A 19,637-nucleotide genomic window follows, 5' to 3' on the forward strand; every position below is an offset into this window, starting at 1 on the left:
ACCGCCGGATCAGGAAATCCGGATCTTCATCGTGGTGCCGTCCACCGACACCACCCGGATCTTCACGCCGACCGCGGGCAGCTTCACTCCGTGGTTGGGCAGTTCCTCGTAGTAGTACTTCCGGGTGTCGTCGAACAGCGGCTGCGCCGCCTGGCCGCGTACCCAGTGCGGTTCGCCGTTGATGTGCAGGGTGAACCCGTCGGCCTTCTTGAGGCTGAACGGCGCGTCGTACACCTGGACCCGGGCCCGCCACGGCGCGCCGGTCAGGTTGTACATCGGCCGCGGACGCGAGTCGATGTACAGGTTGCGCCCCTCACCCGGGTGCACGTTCGTGTTGTTGTCGACCTGGGAGGTGTCCCAGTACGAAATCAGCAGACCCTCCTGGTATGCGTAGTGGTCCACCATGTCGGGCTTGGTGTCGGCGTACCCGAAGTAGTACGGGCCGGTCTGCAGATAGCGGTCGTACGAGACGTATGAGCGGTGCCCGGCGATGTAGTAGTTGTCGTAGTCAGCGGTCACGCTGGCCCCGACCGTGGTCCAACCGTCGAGCGCCCAACCGCCGTCGCCCTCGGCGCCGTCAGTGAAGATCGGCGAGCCGTCGGCGGTCACGGTCATCTCGTCACCGAAGAAGCCGCCGTACGCCACCGCGCCATCGGTGCGGTAGAGCAGCCGGACCAGTACGGCGTCCCCGGCGTACGCGTCCAGCGGCACGTTGATGTCGACCCACTGGCCACCGGTCGAGCTGTCGATCGCCGGGGTGCCGCTGCCATCGGTGCCGTACGGGACACCGTTGACGGTACCTTCGAGCGAGGTCCAGCTCGCCCCACCGTCGGCGGACGCCTGGAAGTACAGGTAGTCGTAGTCGTCCTCGATGTCGTAACGCGCCTTCATCGACAGTGCGGCGGTCGAGGCACCGGCGAGGTCGAACTCACGGGTCATCGTGTTGCTCATGTCGTCCTCGTTGCCGGAGAAGTACTGCATCTCACCGGCGTACGGCTCGCCGAGCTCGGTGGTGACCTCCTTCTTCGGCAGCACGACGACGACCGCCTGGGCCCGCTTGGTGTTGTACTCCTGTGGACCCAGGTGCAGGGTGCGTTTCTGCCCGGCCACCACCACTTCGTAGTCCAGCCAGCCCAGCTGGAGTTTGTTCCATGCGCCGAGGTCACCGGGGCGCTCGCCGATCCCGCCGTCGGTGGCGGCACCGAGGCGGCTCTGCGCCATGAGCGTCCAGTGTTCGTTGTTGTTGTCACCGCCGCCGGAGGTGTCGTAGTCGTCCGGCAGGCCCAGGTCGTGGCCGTACTCGTGGACGAAGACGCTCAGTCCGCCGTTCTCCGGTTGGATGGTGTAGTCGCCGATCCACAGCCCGCTGTCGCCGATCTGGGTGCCACCGGCCGGGTTCTGCGCCGGGCCGGTCAGCCCGATGTCGGTGGCAAAGGCGTACCAGCGGTGGCTCCAGATCGCGTCCTCACCCTGCCACGGGTCACGGTCGGCCTGGTCGCCACCGGCGTGCACGATCTGAAAGTGGTCGATGTAGCCGTCGGCCTCGTTGAAGTCGCCGTCGCCGTCGTAGTCGTACCGGTCCCACTTGTCGAACTCGCGCAGCTCGGCGGCGATCTCCTCGTCGGTGCGGCCGAGTGCCTGCTGGTCGGCGACCCACTGGTTGGCGGCATCGCGCAGCAACTGCCAGACGTTGCTGCAGACGTTGCCGCCGCACAGGTCGCGGCCGTACCGGGCCTCGTTGTAGCGGACCTTGACCCAGTCGGTGACGGTGCCCTCGACGCTGTACCGCCCGGAGGACTGGGTCTCGTAGTAGGTCTTGACCGACTCGACGCCTTCACCCGCGCCGAAGTACAGCTCCCGGTAGTGCTCGGGGGAGTAGTCGGCCTGCCAGATGGTGGTGTTGTCGACCGTCCGGTCCGGCGCGGGAATCTCGTTGTGCAGCGGTCCGTCGAACCGGGCCGGGCCGTCCCAGTTCGGGTTGCTGTCCACGTCCGGGTAGCTGGGGTGCCGTTCGTTGCCGAACTCCGCCAGGATCACGAAGATCCGGTCGGTGGTCTCCCGCTCCAGCTCGACGTACTGGTCCTTGCCGGACCCGGCGCCGCCACGGGCGGCCCGGCCGGCGACGCCGGTGCCCGGCGTCTCACCGACCTTCGCGACGGTGCTCGCACCGCGCCGTTCCGGGGTGAGCCGGCCACTGACCACTTCGCTCACTGCTCGTTCGCGCAGCTCACGACGCTTCTCGCCGAGCGGGTTGGGCAGGTCGTCGAGGCTCGGGGTTTCGGCCCGGGAAGGAGCCGCCACCGGTGTGTCCACCGATGGTGCGGCCATCGCCGTCGCGGGTAGAGCAAAGCCCATGCCCGAGGCGAGCGACACGGTGAGCATCCCCACCATGACTTTGCGCACCTGGATACCTCCGGTTCGGGGGAATCAACGCCGCCACTTGGGTGAGGGCGGCACGATGTCCGGATGATGTGGCCACCGTTGTTGGGGCCACCGTGAACCTAGTCACCCGAGGGAACCCCTGTGAAGGTCGATGCGTCGATTTGTTTCACGCTCCCGGCTGGATCGCCCTGATATGTCACAACGATCACGGCGTGAAAAGTGGCCGGCCCAGCCGCCGAAGCGACCGGGCCGGCCTCGAGTCGTCCACAGCCAGCGGCACGCCGGGACCGCGCCACCGCCGTCGGCGGACGTCAGCCGTCGTCGGACTTGCCGCCCTGCATGCCGGAGGAGATCAGCTCCATCACGGTGGAGTCCTGCAGCGTGGTCACGTCGCCGAGCGACCGGTTCTCAGCGACGTCCCGCAGCAACCGGCGCATGATCTTGCCGGATCGGGTCTTCGGCAGCTCCGGCACCAGCATGATCTGGCGGGGCTTGGCGATCGGCCCGAGCGTACGCGCCACATGGTTGCGCAGCTCCTGGATCAGCGCCTCGCCGGCCTCACCCGCGATCTCCGCGCTGCCGCGCGGGATGGTGAACGCGACGATGGCCTGACCGGTCGTCGGGTCGGTGGCACCGACCACGGCGGCCTCCGCCACCGACGGGTGCGACACCAGCGCCGACTCCACCTCGGTGGTGGAGATGTTGTGCCCGGAGACCAGCATCACGTCGTCCACCCGGCCGAGCAGCCAGACGTGCCCGTCGGCGTCCTTCTTGGCCCCGTCACCGGCGAAGTACATCTTGTCGAACCGGGACCAGTAGGTGTCGATGAACCGCTGGTCGTCGCCCCAGATGGTGCGCAGCATCGACGGCCACGGCTCGCGCAGCACCAGGTAACCGCCGCCGCCGTCGGGCACCGACTCGGCCTGGTCGTCGACCACGTCGGCGCTGATCCCGGGCAGCGGGGTCATCGCGCTGCCCGGCTTGGTGGCGGTCACCCCGGGCAACGGCGAGATCATGATCGAGCCTGTCTCGGTCTGCCACCAGGTGTCCACGATCGGACACCGCCCCCCGCCGATGTGTTCCCGGTACCACATCCAGGCCTCCGGGTTGATCGGCTCTCCGACGCTGCCGAGCAGCCGCAGCGAACTGAGGTCGTACCTGGTTGGGATGTCCTCGCCCCACTTCATCATGGTGCGGATCAGCGTCGGCGCGGTGTAGAGGATGCTCACCTTGTACTTCTGCACGAGCTCCCAGAACCGGCCCTTGTGCGGGGTGTCCGGGGTGCCCTCGTACATCAGCTGGGTGGCGCCGTTGGACAGCGGACCGTACACGATGTAGGAGTGCCCGGTGACCCAGCCGATGTCGGCGGTGCACCAGTAGACGTCGGTCTCCGGCTTGAGGTCGAAGACCGCGTGATGGGTGTACGACGCCTGGGTGAGGTAGCCGCCGGTGGTGTGCAGGATGCCCTTCGGCTTGGCTGTGGTGCCGCTGGTGTAGAGGATGAACAGCGGCTGCTCGGCGTCGAATGGCTGCGCCTCGTGTTCGGTGCTCGCATTCTCCACCGTCTCGTGCCACCAGTGGTCCTTGCCGGTCCAGGTGACCTCCTCGCCGGTTCGCCGGACCACCAGGACGTGCTCCACCGACGGGCACTGGGCCACCGCCTCGTCGACGGTCGGCTTCAGGGCCGAGGGCTTGCCGCGCCGGTAGCCGCCGTCGGCGGTGATGATCACCTTGGCGCTGGCGTCCTGCACCCGGCCGGAGAGCGCGTCGACCGAGAAGCCGCCGAACACGACGTTGTGCGTCGCACCGATCCGGGCGCAGGCCAGCATCGCGACCGCGGCCTCCGGGATCATCGGCAGGTAGATCGCCACCCGGTCACCCGCCGTCACACCGAGTTCGGTCAGCGCGTTCGCCGCCTGGCAGGTCATCCGGTGCAGGTCGGCGTAGGTGATGGTGCGGGTGTCGCCCGGCTCACCCTCCCAGTGGATGGCGACCCGGTCACCGGCCCCGGCGGCGACGTGCCGGTCCAGACAGTTGTACGCAACGTTGAGCTGACCGCCGACGAACCACTTGGCGAACGGCGGGTTCGACCAGTCCAGCACCTGGTCCCACTCCTTGGCCCAGTGCAGCCGGCGGGCCTGGTCCGCCCAGAAGCCGAGCCGGTCGGCGGCTGCCTCGTCGTACGCGGCCGCGGTGACGTTGGCCGCCCCGGCCAGCTCGGCGGGCGGCTCGAACCGGCGATTCTCCTGAAGTAGGTTCTCCAGCGTTTCGCTCATGCGTGGGGCTCCTCACACGTCGCTTGACTTGCTCCGAGGTTAGTGTCGCCGTCCCGCCGGCACGAGACTTGGCGGATACCCGGGTACCCATCACGCGCCGAGCGGCCACACCGGCGCGGCGGGCGGTTCAGCTGGCCAAGCTTGTACCGTGTCGTTGGTGACCGAGACCGACCCGCTGGCCCCGCTGCTCGACCTCGCCGACGTGGCACCCGCGCTGGACCGCGCCCGCGAGCAGGTCGACGCCGCGTTGCGGCACCGGGCGCTGCGTCGGCACGGCGGGTCGGTGGCGGCCGAGATCAGCCTCCGCTCGGCAGTCGCCAGTGCCGCGTTGGACGGGCACGATCATCCGGTTGCCGACGTACGCGCCGGGACGGTCACCGATCCGGTGGTGCAGGGGGCGCTGCGGGTGGCCGAGGCCGTTCCCACACTGGCCGACCGCTGGCCCCGTGCCCCCCGTCAGGTGCTGGCCCGGTTGCACGTGCTCGCCGCGCGCGGGCTGGTGCCGGCCGACCAGCTGGGTCGTCCGGTCGCTCGGCCTGACGTGACACCGCAGTCAGGCGTGGCGCCGGGGCCGGATGTGACGCTGCGGCTGGACGGGATATCCGCACTGGTCGGCGGCGGTACCTCGGTGCCGGCGCTGCTGTTGGCCGCCGTGGTGCACGCGGAGCTGCTCGCGCTGCGGCCGTTCGCCGGGCCGGGCGGCGTGGTGGCCCGGGCCGCCGCACGGCTCACCCTGGTCGCGGCCGGCACGGACCCGCGTGGCCTGCTCGCCGTCGAGGTCGGCCACCGCGAACGGCAACCCGAGTACGTGGGTTCAGCGGGCGCCTTCGCGACAGGTACGCCGGACGGCGTCCGCTCCTGGCTGCGGCACTATCTGACCGCGGTCGAGCTGGGCGCGCAGGAGCTGACCCGGGTCGCCGACGAAGTGCTGGCCAACGCCTGAGCCGCTACTGGCCGGGGCGCTGGTGCGAGCCTGTCGGGTCGGCCGTGCATCCTAGACCAAGATCAGGTGAGCGTCATGGACCTCACCGGTCGCTTGAGAGGTCCATCACGCTCACCTGATCTTGCTTGGCAGCTGCGCGGTCAGGCCGAGGCCGTCTTTGTCCGACGGTGCCGGCCGTACCAGGCGATGCCGATCGCGACCCCGACCCCGACGCTCAACGCGGCGGCCGCCACCGGGACCGCCGGCCGCTCCCGCAACCTGCGGCCGAGCGGGATCGGGTGGCGGAAGGCGAGGACCGGCCAGCCCTGCTCGGTGGCGAGCTTGCGGAGCTGGCGGTCCGGGTTGACCACCGTCGGGTGCCCGACGCATTCGAGCATCGGTACGTCGGTCACCGAGTCGGAATAGGCGTAGCACTCGGCGAGGTCGTATCCGCGCTGCTCAGCGAGCTCGGTGACGCCGGTGACCTTGGCCGCCCCAGCCGCGTAGAACTCGATCTCTCCGCTGTACCGGCCGTTCTCCACAGCCATCCGGGTGGCGATCACGTCGGTGACGCCGAGTAGTTCGCCGATCGGGCGTACCATCTCCTCGCCCGACGCGGAGACCAGCACCACGTCCCGCCCGGCGTTCTGGTGCTCCTCGATCAGCGCCGCCGCCTCGGCGTAGACGTACGGGTTGATCAGCTCGTGCAACGTCTCCGCGACGATCTGCCGGACCTGCTCCACCTGCCAGCCCTTGCACAGCGCGGCCAGGTAGTCGCGGGTGCGGGCCATGGTCTGTTCGTCGGAGCCGCCGAGCCGGAACATCAGCTGGGCGTACGCGGACTTGACCACGTCTCGCCTGGTGATCAGCCCGTCGCGGTAGAACGGCCGGCCGAACGCCAAGGCGCTGGACTTGGCGATGACAGTCTTGTCGAGATCAAAAAAAGCGGCGCTGCGGCCCACGACGGTGCAGTCTAGCCGGAGCGGGACGCCGGCGACGGCCGGTGCTCCGTCGCCGGCCGGCGACGGGGATCCCCCGGGATCTGATCCAACGATCAGGAAGCTGAATGGCCCAGCCTGCGTCCCGAGCCGTCAGCGGTGCGACTCCGGTGAAAACGCCACTCGACGGGTGGCGGTCTGCTCAGGCATGCTTGTCATGACACAGTTATCTTTCCCGTCCCAGGCTTCATCCGGAAGACACTCGGCGGTTGCACCCCCCGTGACCGCTGAGCGGGTTCGGCTCGACCCCCCCGGAGCCGAACCCCAGGCGACCCCCGTCTCCCCCCGGCGGGGGTCGTCGCTATTCCCGGCGTGTTCCGACTCCTGGCGCGTTCCGCCCCCGGTCCGCGTCCCTTAACAGATCAGCTGACCGGCGCCGACGTTGTCCACAGCCAGTCCCGTTGTCCACAGGCAGCCCCGCCGAGGGCACGCCGGCACCGGGTCGGCACCCACAGTTGCGGCATCCCTCACCGACCGCAGGAGGTCCGGATGCCGCCGCGCACCAGCATCGCCGTACCCCGTCGGCTGCCACTGGTCGTCACCGCAGACGAACGGCTGCTCGACGACCTGCTGCGCCTTGCGGCGCTCGCCGGCACCGACGTCGACCTGGCGGCCGACCCAGCCGCCGCCCGGTCCCGGCAGGCCGCCGCCCCGCTCGTCCTGGTCGGTGCCGACCAGGCGGACGCCTACCTGCGGGCCAGAATGCCCCGCCGACCCCGGCTGGTCCTGGTCGGCCGGGCCGACCAGGACCAGCCATGGCAGGTCGCCGAACTGCTCGGCGCCGAGCACGTCGCGATCCTGCCGGCGGCGGAGCCGTGGCTGGTCGACCGCCTCACCGACAACGGCGGCACCGACAAACCAGCCGCAGCTGTCATCGGGGTGATCGGCGGCCGGGGCGGGGCCGGCGCCAGCGTGCTGGCCGGTGCCCTGTCGGTCACCGCCGCCCGGCTCGGGCTGCGTAGCCTGCTGGTCGACGCCGACCCGCTCGGTGGCGGCCTCGATCTGGTCCTCGGCTGGGAGCAAATCGACGGGTTGCGCTGGCCGGCGCTTGCCGACAGCGACGGCCGGATCGACCCGTCGGCACTGGCCGGTGCGCTGCCCTGCCGGGGCGACCTCGGACTGCTCTCCTGGGACCGGGGCGAACCGTTGCCCCTGCCCGCCGCCACGATGACCGCCGCGCTCGACGCGGCCCGGCGGGAGCGCGACGTGGTCGTCGTCGACCTGCCCCGGCGGCCCGACGACGCCGCGATCGCCGCGATGCACGCCACCGACCGAGTCCTCGTACTGGTCCCGGCCGAGTTGCGGGCGACCGCGGCGACCGCCCGGGTGATCGCCGACATCCAGCGGCACTGCACCGACCTGTCGCTGGTCGTGCGCGGTCCGGCTCCGGGCCGGCTGCGGGCCCGGGAGATCGGGCGGACCCTGGGGCTGCCGGTGACCGGGGTGCTGCAACCTGAGCCACGGGTCAGCCGAGGGCTGGAGCGCGGCGACGCTCCAGGTTCGTCGGGCCGGGGCCCGTTGGCGGAGCTGTGTCAGCGGGTCGTCGCCGGCCTGGTCGACCGTACGGCGGCAGCGTCGTGACAGCGGGTTCGGCCCGTAAGGGCTGATCCAACGGGCCGGCCGGGTGGCCAGGTGGTGCGGGTGTCTACGCAGCCGGCTGGTGATCTGGCCCCGCCGTCATGTGTGGCAAGGGCTCGATGAGATGACAGGGCTACGTCAGACGTCAGGATGCTTGGCGGCGTTTGAACGGCAGGTGTGTTGAGCTGTCGCCCACCCGACACGCGAGAAGTAGTCGTGTCGATACTCTTGGTGGTCAGTGCTGGCGCGAAGCGGGAGGCCACCCATGACGCTGCTCCATGCCCACGCCCCATCTGAAATCCGACACACTCACCGGGTCGAACCATCGATGACCAGCCGATACGTTGGCCCGATGGCTGTCACCGCAAACCAGGCCGCCGCAGCACTACGCGTGCACCTGCCCCAAGTCGACGGCACCAAACTGCACTGGCTGCTGTACTACGTCCAAGGCCACCACCTTGCCTACACCGGCAAGCCCGCGTTCCCCAACCGGATCCTCGCCTCGACGAATGGTGCGGCTGTCGAGGACTTCGTCGACCAGCACCAACCCCATACCCCCGGGGTTCTGGACGACTGGCTGCTCAACGTCGTCCTGGCCGTCGCCACCCGCTACGGCAAAACCACCACCGGCGACCTCGACCGTTTGGCCCGCGCCGAACCGCCGTGGCAGAACACCATGGCTGGGCAGGCCATCAACCATGCGATGATGCGGGCCTTCTTCACCGGTGACGGCGCCTTGGAACCGGTCGAGCACGACAGCCTGGAACGCCTGCGGCAGACTGCCGCAGAGATTCGCCGTGTCCAGGCGGCAAGCCCACCAGCCGAACCAGACGACCTTGACGCGCTCCTCGCCAAGGTCGCTGGCCGTGGCAGCCGGTAGCCGCTGGGAACTCGAAGGTTTCGTCGACCGACTCGGCGACCTCGACGGCCTCCCGTCGCACCTTCGGCAGTCGTTTGCTGCGTGGCTAACGCAACTTGCCAACAATCCGGCCGCTGTGCCCCGAGCACGTCTTGAAATGGGGCACCACGTCGGCGAGTCCGGGGATGAGCCAGAGGCGCCATTCCCTCCGTGCTACCGATCGCGAGTCGACGCCGGACCGCTTGGCTCCGTGGTGTGTGACTACTTCGTGCACGTTGATGCGTGGAGGGTGACGTGCGTCAACCTTAGGTTCGAGACCTGAACCACTAGCCGATGCTCGACGACCCCCTGAACCCAAGGGCTCGCTGCGATTAGCTGCATCGATGTCAGCGGTCGAACTGCGGCCGGACCGGCTGGTCGTCGGCGAATCCGCAAGGGCCTCGACCCCATCTTCATCTGCGCGGCTGTCGCAGCCCTGCACCGGGACAAGGCCCGAATGCCGCAGCGGCACGCGGGACCGTCCTCCCTCCCAGATGCTGCTTAGTCAAGGCAGGAGATGCACATGCGGAGCACTGTCCGTCAAGAACCAGGCGGGCTCTGTCCGGGTCGGGGACAAGATCGTGGGTCGTCGTACGGCCGTGGGGGTGAGCTGACACCGGGGTCTGCCCCTGGTCCGGTCGTGGGATCAGGGGCAGACGTTCATCGGGGTCAGCCGTGGTCGAACTGGCCGATCTTGATCCCCTGAACGAAGCCGGTCCAGGTATCGGCGGTGAACGACAGCACCGGTCCGGCCTGGTCCTTGCTGTCACGGACCAGGACTGCTCGGCTGGGGCTGGCGACCTCGACACAGTCCCCGCCGGCGTTGCTGCGGGTGCTCTTCTTCCACGCGAGTTCGGTCAAGACAGTTCCTCCGCGATCGATGCGATGAGTTTGCGAGACTGCGCCTCGCTGAGTGCCGTGGACTCGACGGCTGACCAGACCTCTTCGTACGCCGCCGCCTCGGCGGGCTTGTCGAGGTAGAGGGCGCCGGTCAGTCCGTCGGCGTAGATGATCGTCGGTTCGTCGGAGCCGTCGAAATCCAGGATGGTGAACGCGCCGTTCGCCAACGTGGCGCGGTGCAGGCCTGCGCTGAACGGCACCACCCGGACGGAGACATTGGGCTGGCGGCTGACGGTGACGATCAGGTTGAGCTGCTCGGCGTTGATGTCGCGCCGGAGCACAGCCTCGTCGAGGATGATGTCGACCTGCGGCGCGGGTGGGGTGGCTCGGGTCAGCAGTGCCTGACGGTCGAGCCGCAAGGCAACCCCTCGGTCGATGTCCTCGCGCTTCATGTCGGGGCGTCCGGCCTCGTATACCCGGGTCGCGTACGCCTTGGTCTGCAGAAGGCCGGGGACCAGGTGCGCCTCGTACTTGTGCAGCCGGGTGGCGCCTTACTCAAGGCCGACGTGCAGCTCGAACCACTCGGGGATGGCGTCGCCGTACGAGTGCCACCAGCCACGGGCCCTGGTCTCCTTGGCGAGACCCATCAACGCCTCGGTGATTTCTGGTGACGCTCCGTAGACCTTTCACATGGCTTCGACGTCGAGGGATCGCATCGACGTGGCACCGGTTTCGATGCGCCAGATCTTCGGCGTGGACCATTCCAGTGCGCTGGCCGCAGCCTTCACGGTCACGCGAGCCTCCTCGCGGAGCTGCCGTAGATGCCTGCCGAGCTGTCGCCTCGGGACGGTCGAGCCGGTGTCGGTCGTCACTGGATTCTCCTCTCCGTGACTACACACCGGGCGACATTCCCACTCGATATGTAGCACCCATCGACCACACTCAGCAATGAAACATCAATGAGGTTTATTCACAGGCGATCCTGTAGAAATGCAGCCCGATGGCACAGGAGATCGTTTCTGTGAAGGTCGCGAGCGGTCTGCGGTAGTCGGTGTGCAGGATTCTCCAGGTCTTCAGGTTCGCGATGACCTGTTCGACGACCCAGCGGATCTTGTTGACCTGCCTGTTGTATTCCTTCTGCCACTCTGTGAGCTCGCCGCCCTTGGGCTTCTTGTACGGAGTGATCATGCCGTTGCCGACGTATCCTTTGTCGCCGATCCAGTCTCCAGGGTTCAGGCTGGCGAGAACACCGGTGTCGTTGATCGCGTACGAGTCGTGGTGGTTGCCGGTGACAGGATCGGAGACCCAGGCGAGCGCGCCGTCGAGGGTGCAGGCGACCTGGACGCTCATGCCCGTGGTCTTGTGCTTGCCGGAGTACAGACAGCGGTCCGTGCGCCATGACCAGCAGGGGAACAGAGTGCCGTCGACGATGTACTGGACGGTCGGGTCGAGCTCGTCGGCGGTCGGCGCGAACCCCGCCAGCACGCGGTCGAGGACCGGGGTGATGCCGGTGACCGCCCGGGAGATCGTCGACTGGGAGACACCGTGCGCCTCGGCGATCTCCGCTTGGACGCGGTTGCGCCGCATGTAGGTCAACGTGACCACGAGGGCGCGGTAGAGGCCGAGGATCGGTGGCCACGGTTCCATGCCCAGGTTCCGGCATTCGGTGCGGACCAGCACGCAGAGGTCGCGGATCTGATCGGTCGTGAAGCCGGTGGTATGATACATGTTCGGCGGTCCGCTTTTCTTTGGTTGTTGTGTGGTAACTCCATCCTATGGGAGGGCGGGCCGTCTCGTTTATCGAGGGGGGTCCACTGTGGGCTAGCGGGGCCCTGCTGAATAAGCCTCAATAGATGAGATATCGTCAAATGTTTCATCTGAAATGTAATATTGCATTCAGGAACCATGGTTGCTGGGTGTGGCGCTCGGATGACCGATAGGCCCGGCCGTCACATCCCCTCACTCAAGCAGGGGCGGATGACCCAGCGCGTCAGCTACGAGGCGTACGTCGTCGCAGTCGCACGGACACTGGCCCGGCGACACCGGCCGGTGTGGTCCTGGAGCAAGTGGCAGCAGGTCTGTCGGTGCGGGTCGGCGCTGCCCTGCCGGGCGCGGCACCGGATACCGATCAACCGGGGTCACTGGCCAGGGGAGGGCGCGTGAGCTTCCACACCCCGATCCAGCCGGCGTGGACCTGCGCGGGATGCGCGGATCCGTGGCCCTGTCACACCCGCCGTCAGGAACTGCTCGCGGAGTACGCGGGGGCGACGGTGTCGGTGTCGGTCTACATGGCGACGTGCCTTCTCGACGCGATGATCGACCTGGCCGACAGCCGCAGCGGCTACCTGTACCGGCGATTCATGGGATGGTGGCGCTGATGTCGGTCATCCGGCCCGGTGACGAGGACATGCACTTCGAGGACGGTTCGCACCGCTGGTACCCGTTCGATCCCGCCGACGACGACCAGCAGGCGTGGGAGGACCGCGTGCACGAGCACAAGCGTCATCACCGTGAGGAGGAGCCGCGCCCCCGCAAGCGCTGGCCACGCCGCTCGATCTGACCCTGCCGGTTCATTGCCTACGCGGCCGCCGTAGCAGATCACCTCCGGCCGGGAGGAGTTATCCACAGGCAGGTCGGTTGTCCACAGCCTGCCTGATCGTCCAGGCGTGGACGCCGCGTCAGCGTCCACAGTTTCGGCATCGCTCCCCGAGCCGTAGGAGGGCTCAGATGCCGCCGCTGTACCCCGTCACGATTCGCCGCACCTGCCCGCCGCTCGTCACCGCCGAGGCAAGACCACGGCGTGACGTGGCGGGGCTGGTCGATCGTTCGGTGGCGGCGGCATGACGGCCGGGTCGGCCCATACGGGCGGTTTCGTCGCGCCGGCCGGGTGGCCGGGTGGCACGGGTGTCGACGAGGCGGTGGTGGCGGCCCGCGTGCGGGAGCGGTTCATCGCGGACGGCACGGCGGTGACGCCGGCGTCGGTGGTCGGTGCGGTGCGGGCCGAGCCGGGGGCGGCGTTGCGGGGTGACGCCGGGCTGTTGCGGCTGGCCGACCGGGTGCACGGTGAGTTGGCCGGGGCCGGGCCGTTGGCACCGTTGCTGGCCGACGCGCGGGTGACCGACGTCCTGGTGAACGGCACCCAGGTGTGGGTGGACCGGGGCGCCGGGCTGGAGCGGGCGGCGGTGGGCGTCGGTTCCGTGGACGAGGTGCGTCGGTTGGCGCAGCGGTTGGCGGCGGCCTGCGGGCGTCGGCTCGATGACGGTTGCCCGTACGTCGATGCCCGGTTGCCGGACGGTACCCGGTTGCACGCGGTGTTGCCGCCGGTGGCGGCGACGGGGCCGTACCTGTCGTTGCGGACCTTCCGGCAGCGTCCGTTCCAGCTGGCCGAGCTGGCGGGCAACGGCATGGTTGACGGCCCGGTGGCGGAGTTGCTGCGGGCGGTGGTGGCGGGGCGGTTGGCGTACCTGATCACGGGCGGCACGGGGTCGGGCAAGACGACCTTGTTGAACACGTTGCTCGGGCTGGTGCCGGCCGACGAGCGGATCGTGATGGTGGAGGACGCGGCCGAGCTGCGGCCGGAGCATCCGCACGTGGTGACGTTGCAGGCACGGACGGCCAACGTCGAGGGGGTCGGGTCGGTCGGGCTCGGTGCGTTGGTCCGGCAGGCGTTGCGGATGCGGCCGGACCGGCTCGTCGTCGGCGAATGCCGGGGCGCCGAGGTGGTCGACCTGCTGGCCGCGCTCAACACCGGCCACGACGGCGGCGCCGGCACCCTGCACGCGAACGCGGCCAGCGACGTGCCGGCCCGGCTGGAGGCGTTGGGACTGCTCGGTGGGTTGCCCCGCGCCGCATTGCATGCACAGATCGCGGCCGCCATCCAGGTGGTCGTCCAGCTGCGCCGGTTCGCCGGGCGGCGATTCGTCGACGCGATCTGTCTGCTCACCCCGCACGGGCCGGAGCGGCTGATCACGGTCACCCCGGCCTGGCGGCGCGGGGCCGGCCCACAGCAGGCCGGCCCGGCCCTGGCCAGGCTGCTCATCGAACGCGGCGTACCGGTGCCGGCGGTGCTCGACAGCCGGGGGCCGCGATGAGCCGGCTACCCGGCACGTCCCGCCGGCGTTGGCCGATGCGGCTGCGCCGCCCGTGGGGACACCGCCGTCGGCTGCTGGCCGTGACCGGTCCGACCCCGGTCCGGTCCAGCGGCGGTCCGGACTCGCCGACACCGGCCACCGTCCGGTTCAGCGTCCGGCTGCGGTCCCGGGCGCTGCGGTCCCGGGTGCTGTGGCTCGGCAACGCCGCGCGCCGGCATCCACGCCGGGCGCTGGTGGCAGTCGCCGGCACCGGCGGGCTCGTCGCCGGCTGGTCGGCCGGGCCGGTGGCGGCGGCGATCACCGCCGCGTACCTGGGGCTCGGCCTGCGGACGGCGGCGAACCGTGCCGCCGCGAAGGCCCGGCGAGACCAGCGGGTACGGCAGTTGGACGCACTGGCCGCCCACGCCGCCGACCTGCGGGCCGGACTGCCGGCGCGGCCGAAGACGTTCCCGCAGCCGGCGACGTTGCCGGACCCGGGCCCAACGACGGGCACCGCCGCGACCCGGCTCGCCGGCTTGTCGACCGCCGCCGTACGGCTGGCGGAGCGCACCGGCGCGCCACTGGCCGACTTGATCGAACGGATCGAAGCCGACGCCCGTGCACTGGACCGGTCGCGGGAGGCGGCCGGTGCGCAGGCCGCCGGTGCGCAGATGACCGCCTGGCTGCTGGCCGCGCTGCCCGTCGGCGGCCTGGCCCTCGGCTACAGCATCGGGGTGGACCCGTTGGCAGTGCTGTTGCGGACCCCGATCGGCGCGACCTGCGCGCTTGCCGCGGTGGCCCTGCAAGTGGCTGGGCTGGCCTGGACCGAGCGGCTGAACCGGGCACCGGAGGCGACCCGCTGATGACCGGCACCCGCGCGATGCTGCCGCCCGCGGTCCGCCCGGTCACGGCGCTCGCCGCCCGTCGCCGGCTCGCCCGGCTTAGTGACAGTCAGCCACCGGAGTCCGACCTGTCGCGGCTCGTCCGGCCGGTCGCGGTGCTGTCCGGCCTGGCGGTGCTGGTGATCGGTGGCAATTGGCTCTCCGTGCCGCTGGCCGTTGCGGCCGCTGTCGGTGTCGACCGGTCACTGCGCCGGATCGAGCCACCGTCGGTACGCCGTCGGCGGCTACGTGCGGCAGCCGACCTGCCGCTGGCCGCCGATCTGCTGGCGGCGGCGCTGCGCGCCGGGGCACCGGTGGATCAGGCGGTGATCGCGGTGGCCGACGCGCTGGCCGGGCCGCTTGGTTCCGGGCTGAGTCGGGTGGCCCGGGCGCTGCGGCTCGGTGCCGAGCCGGCCGAGGCATGGCGGCATGTCGACGCGGTCCCGGGCGGCGAGCGCCTGGCCGCTGCCGCGATCCGCTCCGCGGCCAGCGGCGCCGCCCTCGCCGGCGCGGCGACCAGGCTCGCCGACGATCTGCGGGCCGGTCGCTCGGCAGCGGCCGAGGCGGCGGCCCGCCGCGCCGGGGTGCTGATCGTGCTTCCCCTCGGGCTGTGTTTCCTGCCCGCCTTCATTCTCGCCGGTCTGGTGCCGGTGATCGTCGCCGTCCTCGGCGACGTCCTCTGAGGAAAGGAGTCATCATGCGGTCGACGAAGGTTCCGCCCGACGCGGCGGTGCCGACGACAGCGACGACGGTGTCCGGACGGCGGGCGGTCGGCCGGTGGCGCGGCCACCTGGTCGGCCGGTTGCGCGACGACGCGGGGATGAACACCGCCGAGTACGCCGTCGGCACCCTGGCCGCCGTCGCCTTCGCCGGGATCCTGCTCAAGGTGTTGACCAGCGAGGGTGTGCAGGCCGCCCTCGCCTCGGTCATCGATCGGGCGCTCGGGTGAGGCCGCGCCGGCAGGCCGGCGGTGACCGGGGCTCGTTCACCGCCGAGTTGGCCGCCGGTCTGCCGGCGCTGGTCCTGCTGCTGGCGGTCGGGCTGTCCGCCGTCAGCGCCGTGGTCACCAAGTCCGAGTGTCTCGACATGGCACGGTCGGTCGCGCTGGCCACCGCCCGGGGCGACCGTGACGCGGCAGCCCTGGCCGGGCCACCGGGAGCCGAGGTCTCCGTGGTTGTCGACGGTGACCTGGTCACCGTCACGGTCCGGGCACCGCTGCGGGCGTTGGGCGCCCGGCTCGGGCCGGCGTCGGTCACCGCGTCCGTGACCGCCGCGGTTGAGCCCGGCGTCACCGGGACTGCTGCCGGCGCGACTGGAAACGCCGGCAGCAGCGGTTCCGTTACCGGCGGTGCCGTCGATGGCGGTTCCGGCGCGGGACCGCCGCCGGAGCGTCACCGGTGACCGGCCGACGATGCCAGCGTGGGCTGCGTGGGCTGCGTGACCCAGGCCGCCCACGCCGGCCCGGGGCCGACGTCGGGCAGCGCGGTAGCGCCAGCCTGTGGCTGCTCGCTGTCGGGTTGACGCTGGTCGCCGCCGGGATGGCCGGCGCGCTGATCGGTGCGGTCCGGCTCGCCCGGCAGCAGGCCTCGGTGGCCGCAGACCTGGCCGCGCTCGCCGGTGCCGCCCGGGTGTTCGCCGGCCAGGGCGTGGTCTGCGAGCGGGCGGCCGAGGTGGCCGGACGCAACGGCGGGCGGTTGCGTGCCTGCTCCGTCGACGGGATGGAGGTGGTGGTCACCGTCGAGGTGACGCCGCTTCCGGCCACCGGCGTCGGTCGGCCGGTGAGTGCGACCGCCCGGGCCGGTCCGCTGCGGGCCGACCCGTGGGAGGGCGCCGACGCGCGGGCCGACCCCTGGTCAGCGGGTCGGGCCGTCGGCGGTGGTGGCGTGCATGGCCCAGCGGGAAATCACCTGGTGGATGTTGTAGAGCCGCTGCTGGATCAGTTCGAGGCGTTCCGCCTGGGCCAGGGCCGCGTACGCCTGGGCCAGGGCGATCTGCTGGTCGACGGTGAGGTTCTGCGGGTCGATCGAGTAGAGCAGTTCGACGGTGTCGGCCACGGTGTCGGCCACGGCGTTCTCCTCCGGTGGCGTGCTGGAAGCGCTCCCAACGTCTAATCTATCCAGATCAGGAGAAATTCATGCCAGTAGATCGCACATGGTCCGGTGCCGGATCAGTCAGGACTTTCCGGCAGGCTGGCCAGCACCACGTCGAGCACCCGGACCGCGTCGGCCTTGCCCAGCGGGTTGTTGCCGTTGCCGCACTTCGGCGACTGCACGCAGGACGGGCAGCCGGTCTCGCAGCCACACGCGGCGATCAGATCGCGGGTGGCCCCCAACCAGGTCCGGGCCGCCTGGTAGGCGCGTTCGGCGAACCCGGCTCCCCCTGGGTGGCCGTCGTAGACGAACACCGTCGGCGCCTCGGTGTCGGCGTGCGCGGCGGTGGAGAGCCCACCAATGTCCCACCGGTCGCAGGTGGCGATCAACGGCAGCAGGCCGATCGCCGCGTGCTCGGCGGCGTGCAGCGCGCCGGGCACGTCTGCCGGCTCGACCCCGGCGGCGGCGAGCGCGGCCGGCGAGACGGTGAACCACACGGCGACGGTGCGCAACTGTCGGGCCGGCAGGTCCAGCGGTCGGGTGTCCAGCACCTCGCCCGACCCGATCCGGCGCCGCTGGTAGGAGACGACCTGGCTGGTCACGTCGACGTCGCCGACGAACAGGCCGACCGGGCCGGCATCGCGGTACTCGCGTACCGCCGCCACCGACAGCGAGGTGATTTCCCGGGCGTGGGTGGACCAGTCCGGCTCCTCGGCGTGCACCAGCGCGCACGCCCCGTCCAGGTCGAGGTCGTCCACCACGTACGACACGCCCTGGTGCAGGTAGACCGCGCCCGGATGGATGAGGAAGTGCGACGAGCCGGGGTCGACCGTGCCGAGCAGCCGACCGGTCGACGTCTCCACGACGTCGACCGGGGCGCCGCCCTCGCCGCGCAGGTCGACCTCGGGACGGCCGGCGGCGGTCCAGTACCAGCCGGTGGGGCGTCGCCGCAGCAGCCCGGCGGCGACCAGGTCGTCCAGCGTCTGCTTGACCGACGCGCCGCCGAACAGTTCGATGTCGGCCGAGGTCAGCGCACCCTCGGCGGCTGCGCAGCACAGTTGCGGCCCGAGCACGTACGGATTGGTCGGGTCGAGCACCGTCGCCTCCACCGGCCGGCCGAAGACCGCCTCCGGATGGTGCACCAGGTACGTGTCGAGCGGGTCGTCCCGGGCGATCAGCACCGCCAGCGCCTCGCGTCCGGCGCGTCCGGCCCGGCCGGCCTGCTGCCACAGCGACGCCCGGGTGCCGGGGTACCCGCAGATCAGCACCGCGTCGAGGCCGACCAGATCCACCCCGAGCTCGAGTGCGTTCGTCGAGGCCAGCCCGAGCAGTTCGCCGGAGGTGAGTGCGCGCTCCAACGCCCGTCGCTCCTCGGCCAGGAAACCGGCCCGGTACGCCGCCACCCGGTCACCGAGCCCGGGAGCCACCTCGTCGAGCGCCCGGCGCGCGTTGCTGGCCACCACCTCGGCCCCGCGCCGGGACCGGACGAACGCGAGCGTGCGTACCCCGGCGGCGACCGCGTCGGCGAGCAGGTCGGCGCTTTCCCGCAGCGCCGACCGGCGTACCGGGGTGAGGTCGTCGGTGTCGGCGCGGGCACCGGGCAGCAGCGGTGGCTCCCACAGGGCGAAGGTCACCGCCCCACGCGGCGCGCTGTCCTCGGTGACCGGCTCCACCGGCAGCCCGGTCAGCTGGCTGCCCGCCCGCGCCGGCTCTCCCGAGGTCGCCGAGGCCAGGATGAACACCGGCGTGCCGGACCCGGTGCCGGGTCGGGCTCCGGACCCGAGGGTGGGCCGGCCGCTGGACCCGGCGCCGGGCCGGACCCGCTGGTACCGCTCGGTCTGGCGACGCAGTCGACGCAGTACGTGGGCCACGTGCGAGCCGAACACGCCCCGGTAGCTGTGGCACTCGTCGACGATGACGTAGGTCAGCCGGCGGAGGAAGTTTGACCAGGCCCCGTGCCGGGGCAGGATACCTCGGTGCAGCATGTCCGGATTCGTCAGCACAAAGCGGGCGTGCTGCCGGATCCAGGCTCGCTCCGACTGCGGAGTGTCGCCGTCGTAGCAGGCCGGCCGTACCCCGTCGAGTCCCAGCTCGGCGACGGCGCGCAACTGGTCGGCGGCGAGTGCCTTCGTCGGCGCCAGGTACAGCACAGTGGCCCGAGGGTCGGCCAGCAGCTTCGCCAACGCCGGCAGCAGGTACGCCAGCGACTTGCCGGACCCGGTGCCGGTGGCGACGATGACGTGCCGGCCGGAGTAGGCCAAATCGGCTGCGTACGCCTGGTGCCGCCAAGGCTGGTGGACCCCGCGTGCGGTCAACACGTCCCGCAGGTCGGCGGGCACCCAGTCGGGCCACGGCGCGGTGGCACCGGGGCGCACCGGCAACCGCTCGACATGGGTGACCGCAGCCGGGTACGGAGTCGGGTCCGGTCCAGCGGTCGGCCTAGCCGGCGTTGCCTGCTGCCCGGGCGCCGTCCGGCCCGCTGGTGCGGTGCTGGTCTGGCGCGGCACCTCCCCGGCGGCGCCCCACCGACGCAGCAACCCCGCCGGGTCCGGACCCGGTCCGGGCGTTACGGTGGCGGGTGAGGTCACGTCTGCACTCTCGCACCGGGGCGCCGACGCTGGCATCCCGGGGTAGGTCTGTGGGATGCAGGGAGATCATCGACCGTGCGGAGTCGCGCGGCGCAACCGCGCCGCGCGGTGGTT

The 19,637-nt window shown here is 70.8% G+C and carries 17 protein-coding genes and 2 pseudogenes; 12 read left to right on the forward strand and 7 right to left on the reverse strand.

Annotated elements, in window-relative coordinates; translation table 11 throughout:
- Positions 1–9: 9 nt before the first annotated feature.
- Together O7621_RS07155 and acs are read right to left on the reverse strand one after the other, a co-directional pair.
- Positions 10–2,388 carry an immune inhibitor A domain-containing protein gene (locus O7621_RS07155; protein WP_282234480.1) on the reverse strand — a complete coding sequence of 793 codons (2,379 nt, stop codon included), beginning with the start codon at positions 2,386–2,388 and terminating at the stop codon, positions 10–12.
- Positions 2,389–2,693: 305 nt separating this feature from the next.
- Entirely contained in the window at positions 2,694–4,658 is a 1,965-nt protein-coding gene (acs, locus tag O7621_RS07160) for an acetate--CoA ligase (protein WP_282233293.1), read from the reverse strand.
- 157 nt (positions 4,659–4,815) lie between these two features.
- Here acs and O7621_RS07165 point away from each other — a divergent pair, with 157 nt between their 5' ends.
- Positions 4,816–5,601 (forward strand): oxidoreductase, encoded by a 786-nt coding sequence (locus tag O7621_RS07165; protein ID WP_282233294.1) that lies wholly within the window; start codon positions 4,816–4,818, stop codon positions 5,599–5,601.
- Positions 5,602–5,741: 140 nt separating this feature from the next.
- Here the strand turns inward: O7621_RS07165 and O7621_RS07170 are convergent, their stop codons facing one another.
- Positions 5,742–6,542 carry an HAD-IB family hydrolase gene (locus O7621_RS07170; RefSeq protein WP_123604345.1) on the reverse strand — a complete coding sequence of 267 codons (801 nt, stop codon included), beginning with the start codon at positions 6,540–6,542 and terminating at the stop codon, positions 5,742–5,744.
- A gap of 525 nt (positions 6,543–7,067) precedes the next feature.
- Between O7621_RS07170 and ssd the strand changes: the two genes are divergently transcribed.
- Together ssd and O7621_RS07180 are read left to right on the forward strand one after the other, a co-directional pair.
- A complete protein-coding gene (gene ssd / locus O7621_RS07175; RefSeq protein ID WP_282233295.1) occupies positions 7,068–8,159 on the forward strand; it encodes a septum site-determining protein Ssd in 1,092 nt (363 codons plus the stop codon).
- Between the two features lie 262 nt (positions 8,160–8,421).
- Complete coding sequence (locus tag O7621_RS07180; RefSeq protein WP_282233296.1) at positions 8,422–9,036, forward strand: hypothetical protein; 615 nt, start codon at positions 8,422–8,424, stop codon at positions 9,034–9,036.
- Positions 9,037–9,723: 687 nt separating this feature from the next.
- Here O7621_RS07180 and O7621_RS07185 read toward each other — a convergent pair.
- From O7621_RS07185 to O7621_RS07195, 3 genes and pseudogenes are all read right to left on the reverse strand, one after another.
- Positions 9,724–9,915: a DUF397 domain-containing protein gene (locus tag O7621_RS07185; RefSeq protein ID WP_282233297.1), complete on the reverse strand. Its 192-nt coding sequence runs from the start codon at positions 9,913–9,915 to the stop codon at positions 9,724–9,726.
- Positions 9,912–10,766: pseudogene (locus O7621_RS07190) on the reverse strand (helix-turn-helix transcriptional regulator). Before O7621_RS07190 ends, O7621_RS07185 begins: the two are co-directional and overlap by 4 nt.
- A 94-nt stretch (positions 10,767–10,860) precedes the next feature.
- On the reverse strand, positions 10,861–11,622 hold the full coding sequence (locus O7621_RS07195) for a transposase family protein (protein ID WP_282230741.1): 762 nt from the start codon (positions 11,620–11,622) through the stop codon (positions 10,861–10,863).
- A gap of 249 nt (positions 11,623–11,871) precedes the next feature.
- Between O7621_RS07195 and O7621_RS07200 the strand changes: the two genes are divergently transcribed.
- The 9 genes and pseudogenes from O7621_RS07200 (at position 11,872) to O7621_RS07240 (ending at position 16,956) form a co-directional block, all read left to right on the forward strand.
- Positions 11,872–12,057: a hypothetical protein gene (locus tag O7621_RS07200; RefSeq protein ID WP_282233298.1), complete on the forward strand. Its 186-nt coding sequence runs from the start codon at positions 11,872–11,874 to the stop codon at positions 12,055–12,057.
- Positions 12,054–12,272, forward strand: a complete 219-nt coding sequence (locus O7621_RS07205; protein WP_282233299.1) for a hypothetical protein — start codon at positions 12,054–12,056, stop codon at positions 12,270–12,272. Before O7621_RS07200 ends, O7621_RS07205 begins: the two co-directional genes overlap by 4 nt.
- Positions 12,272–12,454, forward strand: a complete 183-nt coding sequence (locus O7621_RS07210) for a hypothetical protein (RefSeq protein WP_282233300.1) — start codon at positions 12,272–12,274, stop codon at positions 12,452–12,454. The genes O7621_RS07205 and O7621_RS07210 overlap by 1 nt, the downstream gene beginning before the upstream one ends.
- Positions 12,455–12,734: 280 nt before the next feature.
- Complete coding sequence (locus tag O7621_RS07215) at positions 12,735–13,985, forward strand: TadA family conjugal transfer-associated ATPase (protein WP_282233301.1); 1,251 nt, start codon at positions 12,735–12,737, stop codon at positions 13,983–13,985.
- Between the two features lie 524 nt (positions 13,986–14,509).
- Positions 14,510–14,827: pseudogene (locus O7621_RS07220) on the forward strand (hypothetical protein); the annotation flags it as partial.
- Positions 14,827–15,528 (forward strand): type II secretion system F family protein, encoded by a 702-nt coding sequence (locus O7621_RS07225; protein ID WP_282233302.1) that lies wholly within the window; start codon positions 14,827–14,829, stop codon positions 15,526–15,528. The pseudogene O7621_RS07220 and the gene O7621_RS07225, both read left to right, overlap by 1 nt.
- A 137-nt stretch (positions 15,529–15,665) precedes the next feature.
- Positions 15,666–15,794: a DUF4244 domain-containing protein gene (locus O7621_RS07230; protein ID WP_233606454.1), complete on the forward strand. Its 129-nt coding sequence runs from the start codon at positions 15,666–15,668 to the stop codon at positions 15,792–15,794.
- Positions 15,791–16,246, forward strand: coding sequence for a TadE family type IV pilus minor pilin (locus O7621_RS07235; RefSeq protein WP_282233303.1), 456 nt, complete (start codon positions 15,791–15,793; stop codon positions 16,244–16,246). The genes O7621_RS07230 and O7621_RS07235 overlap by 4 nt, the downstream gene beginning before the upstream one ends.
- Entirely contained in the window at positions 16,243–16,956 is a 714-nt protein-coding gene (locus O7621_RS07240) for an Rv3654c family TadE-like protein (protein ID WP_282233304.1), read from the forward strand. The genes O7621_RS07235 and O7621_RS07240 overlap by 4 nt, the downstream gene beginning before the upstream one ends.
- Before the next feature lie 56 nt (positions 16,957–17,012).
- Here the strand turns inward: O7621_RS07240 and O7621_RS07245 are convergent, their stop codons facing one another.
- On the reverse strand, positions 17,013–19,523 hold the full coding sequence (locus tag O7621_RS07245) for a DEAD/DEAH box helicase (protein WP_282233305.1): 2,511 nt from the start codon (positions 19,521–19,523) through the stop codon (positions 17,013–17,015).
- Positions 19,524–19,637: the final 114 nt, after the last annotated feature.

This window comes from Solwaraspora sp. WMMD937 (assembly GCF_029581175.1).
Lineage (GTDB): Bacteria > Actinomycetota > Actinomycetes > Mycobacteriales > Micromonosporaceae > Micromonospora_E.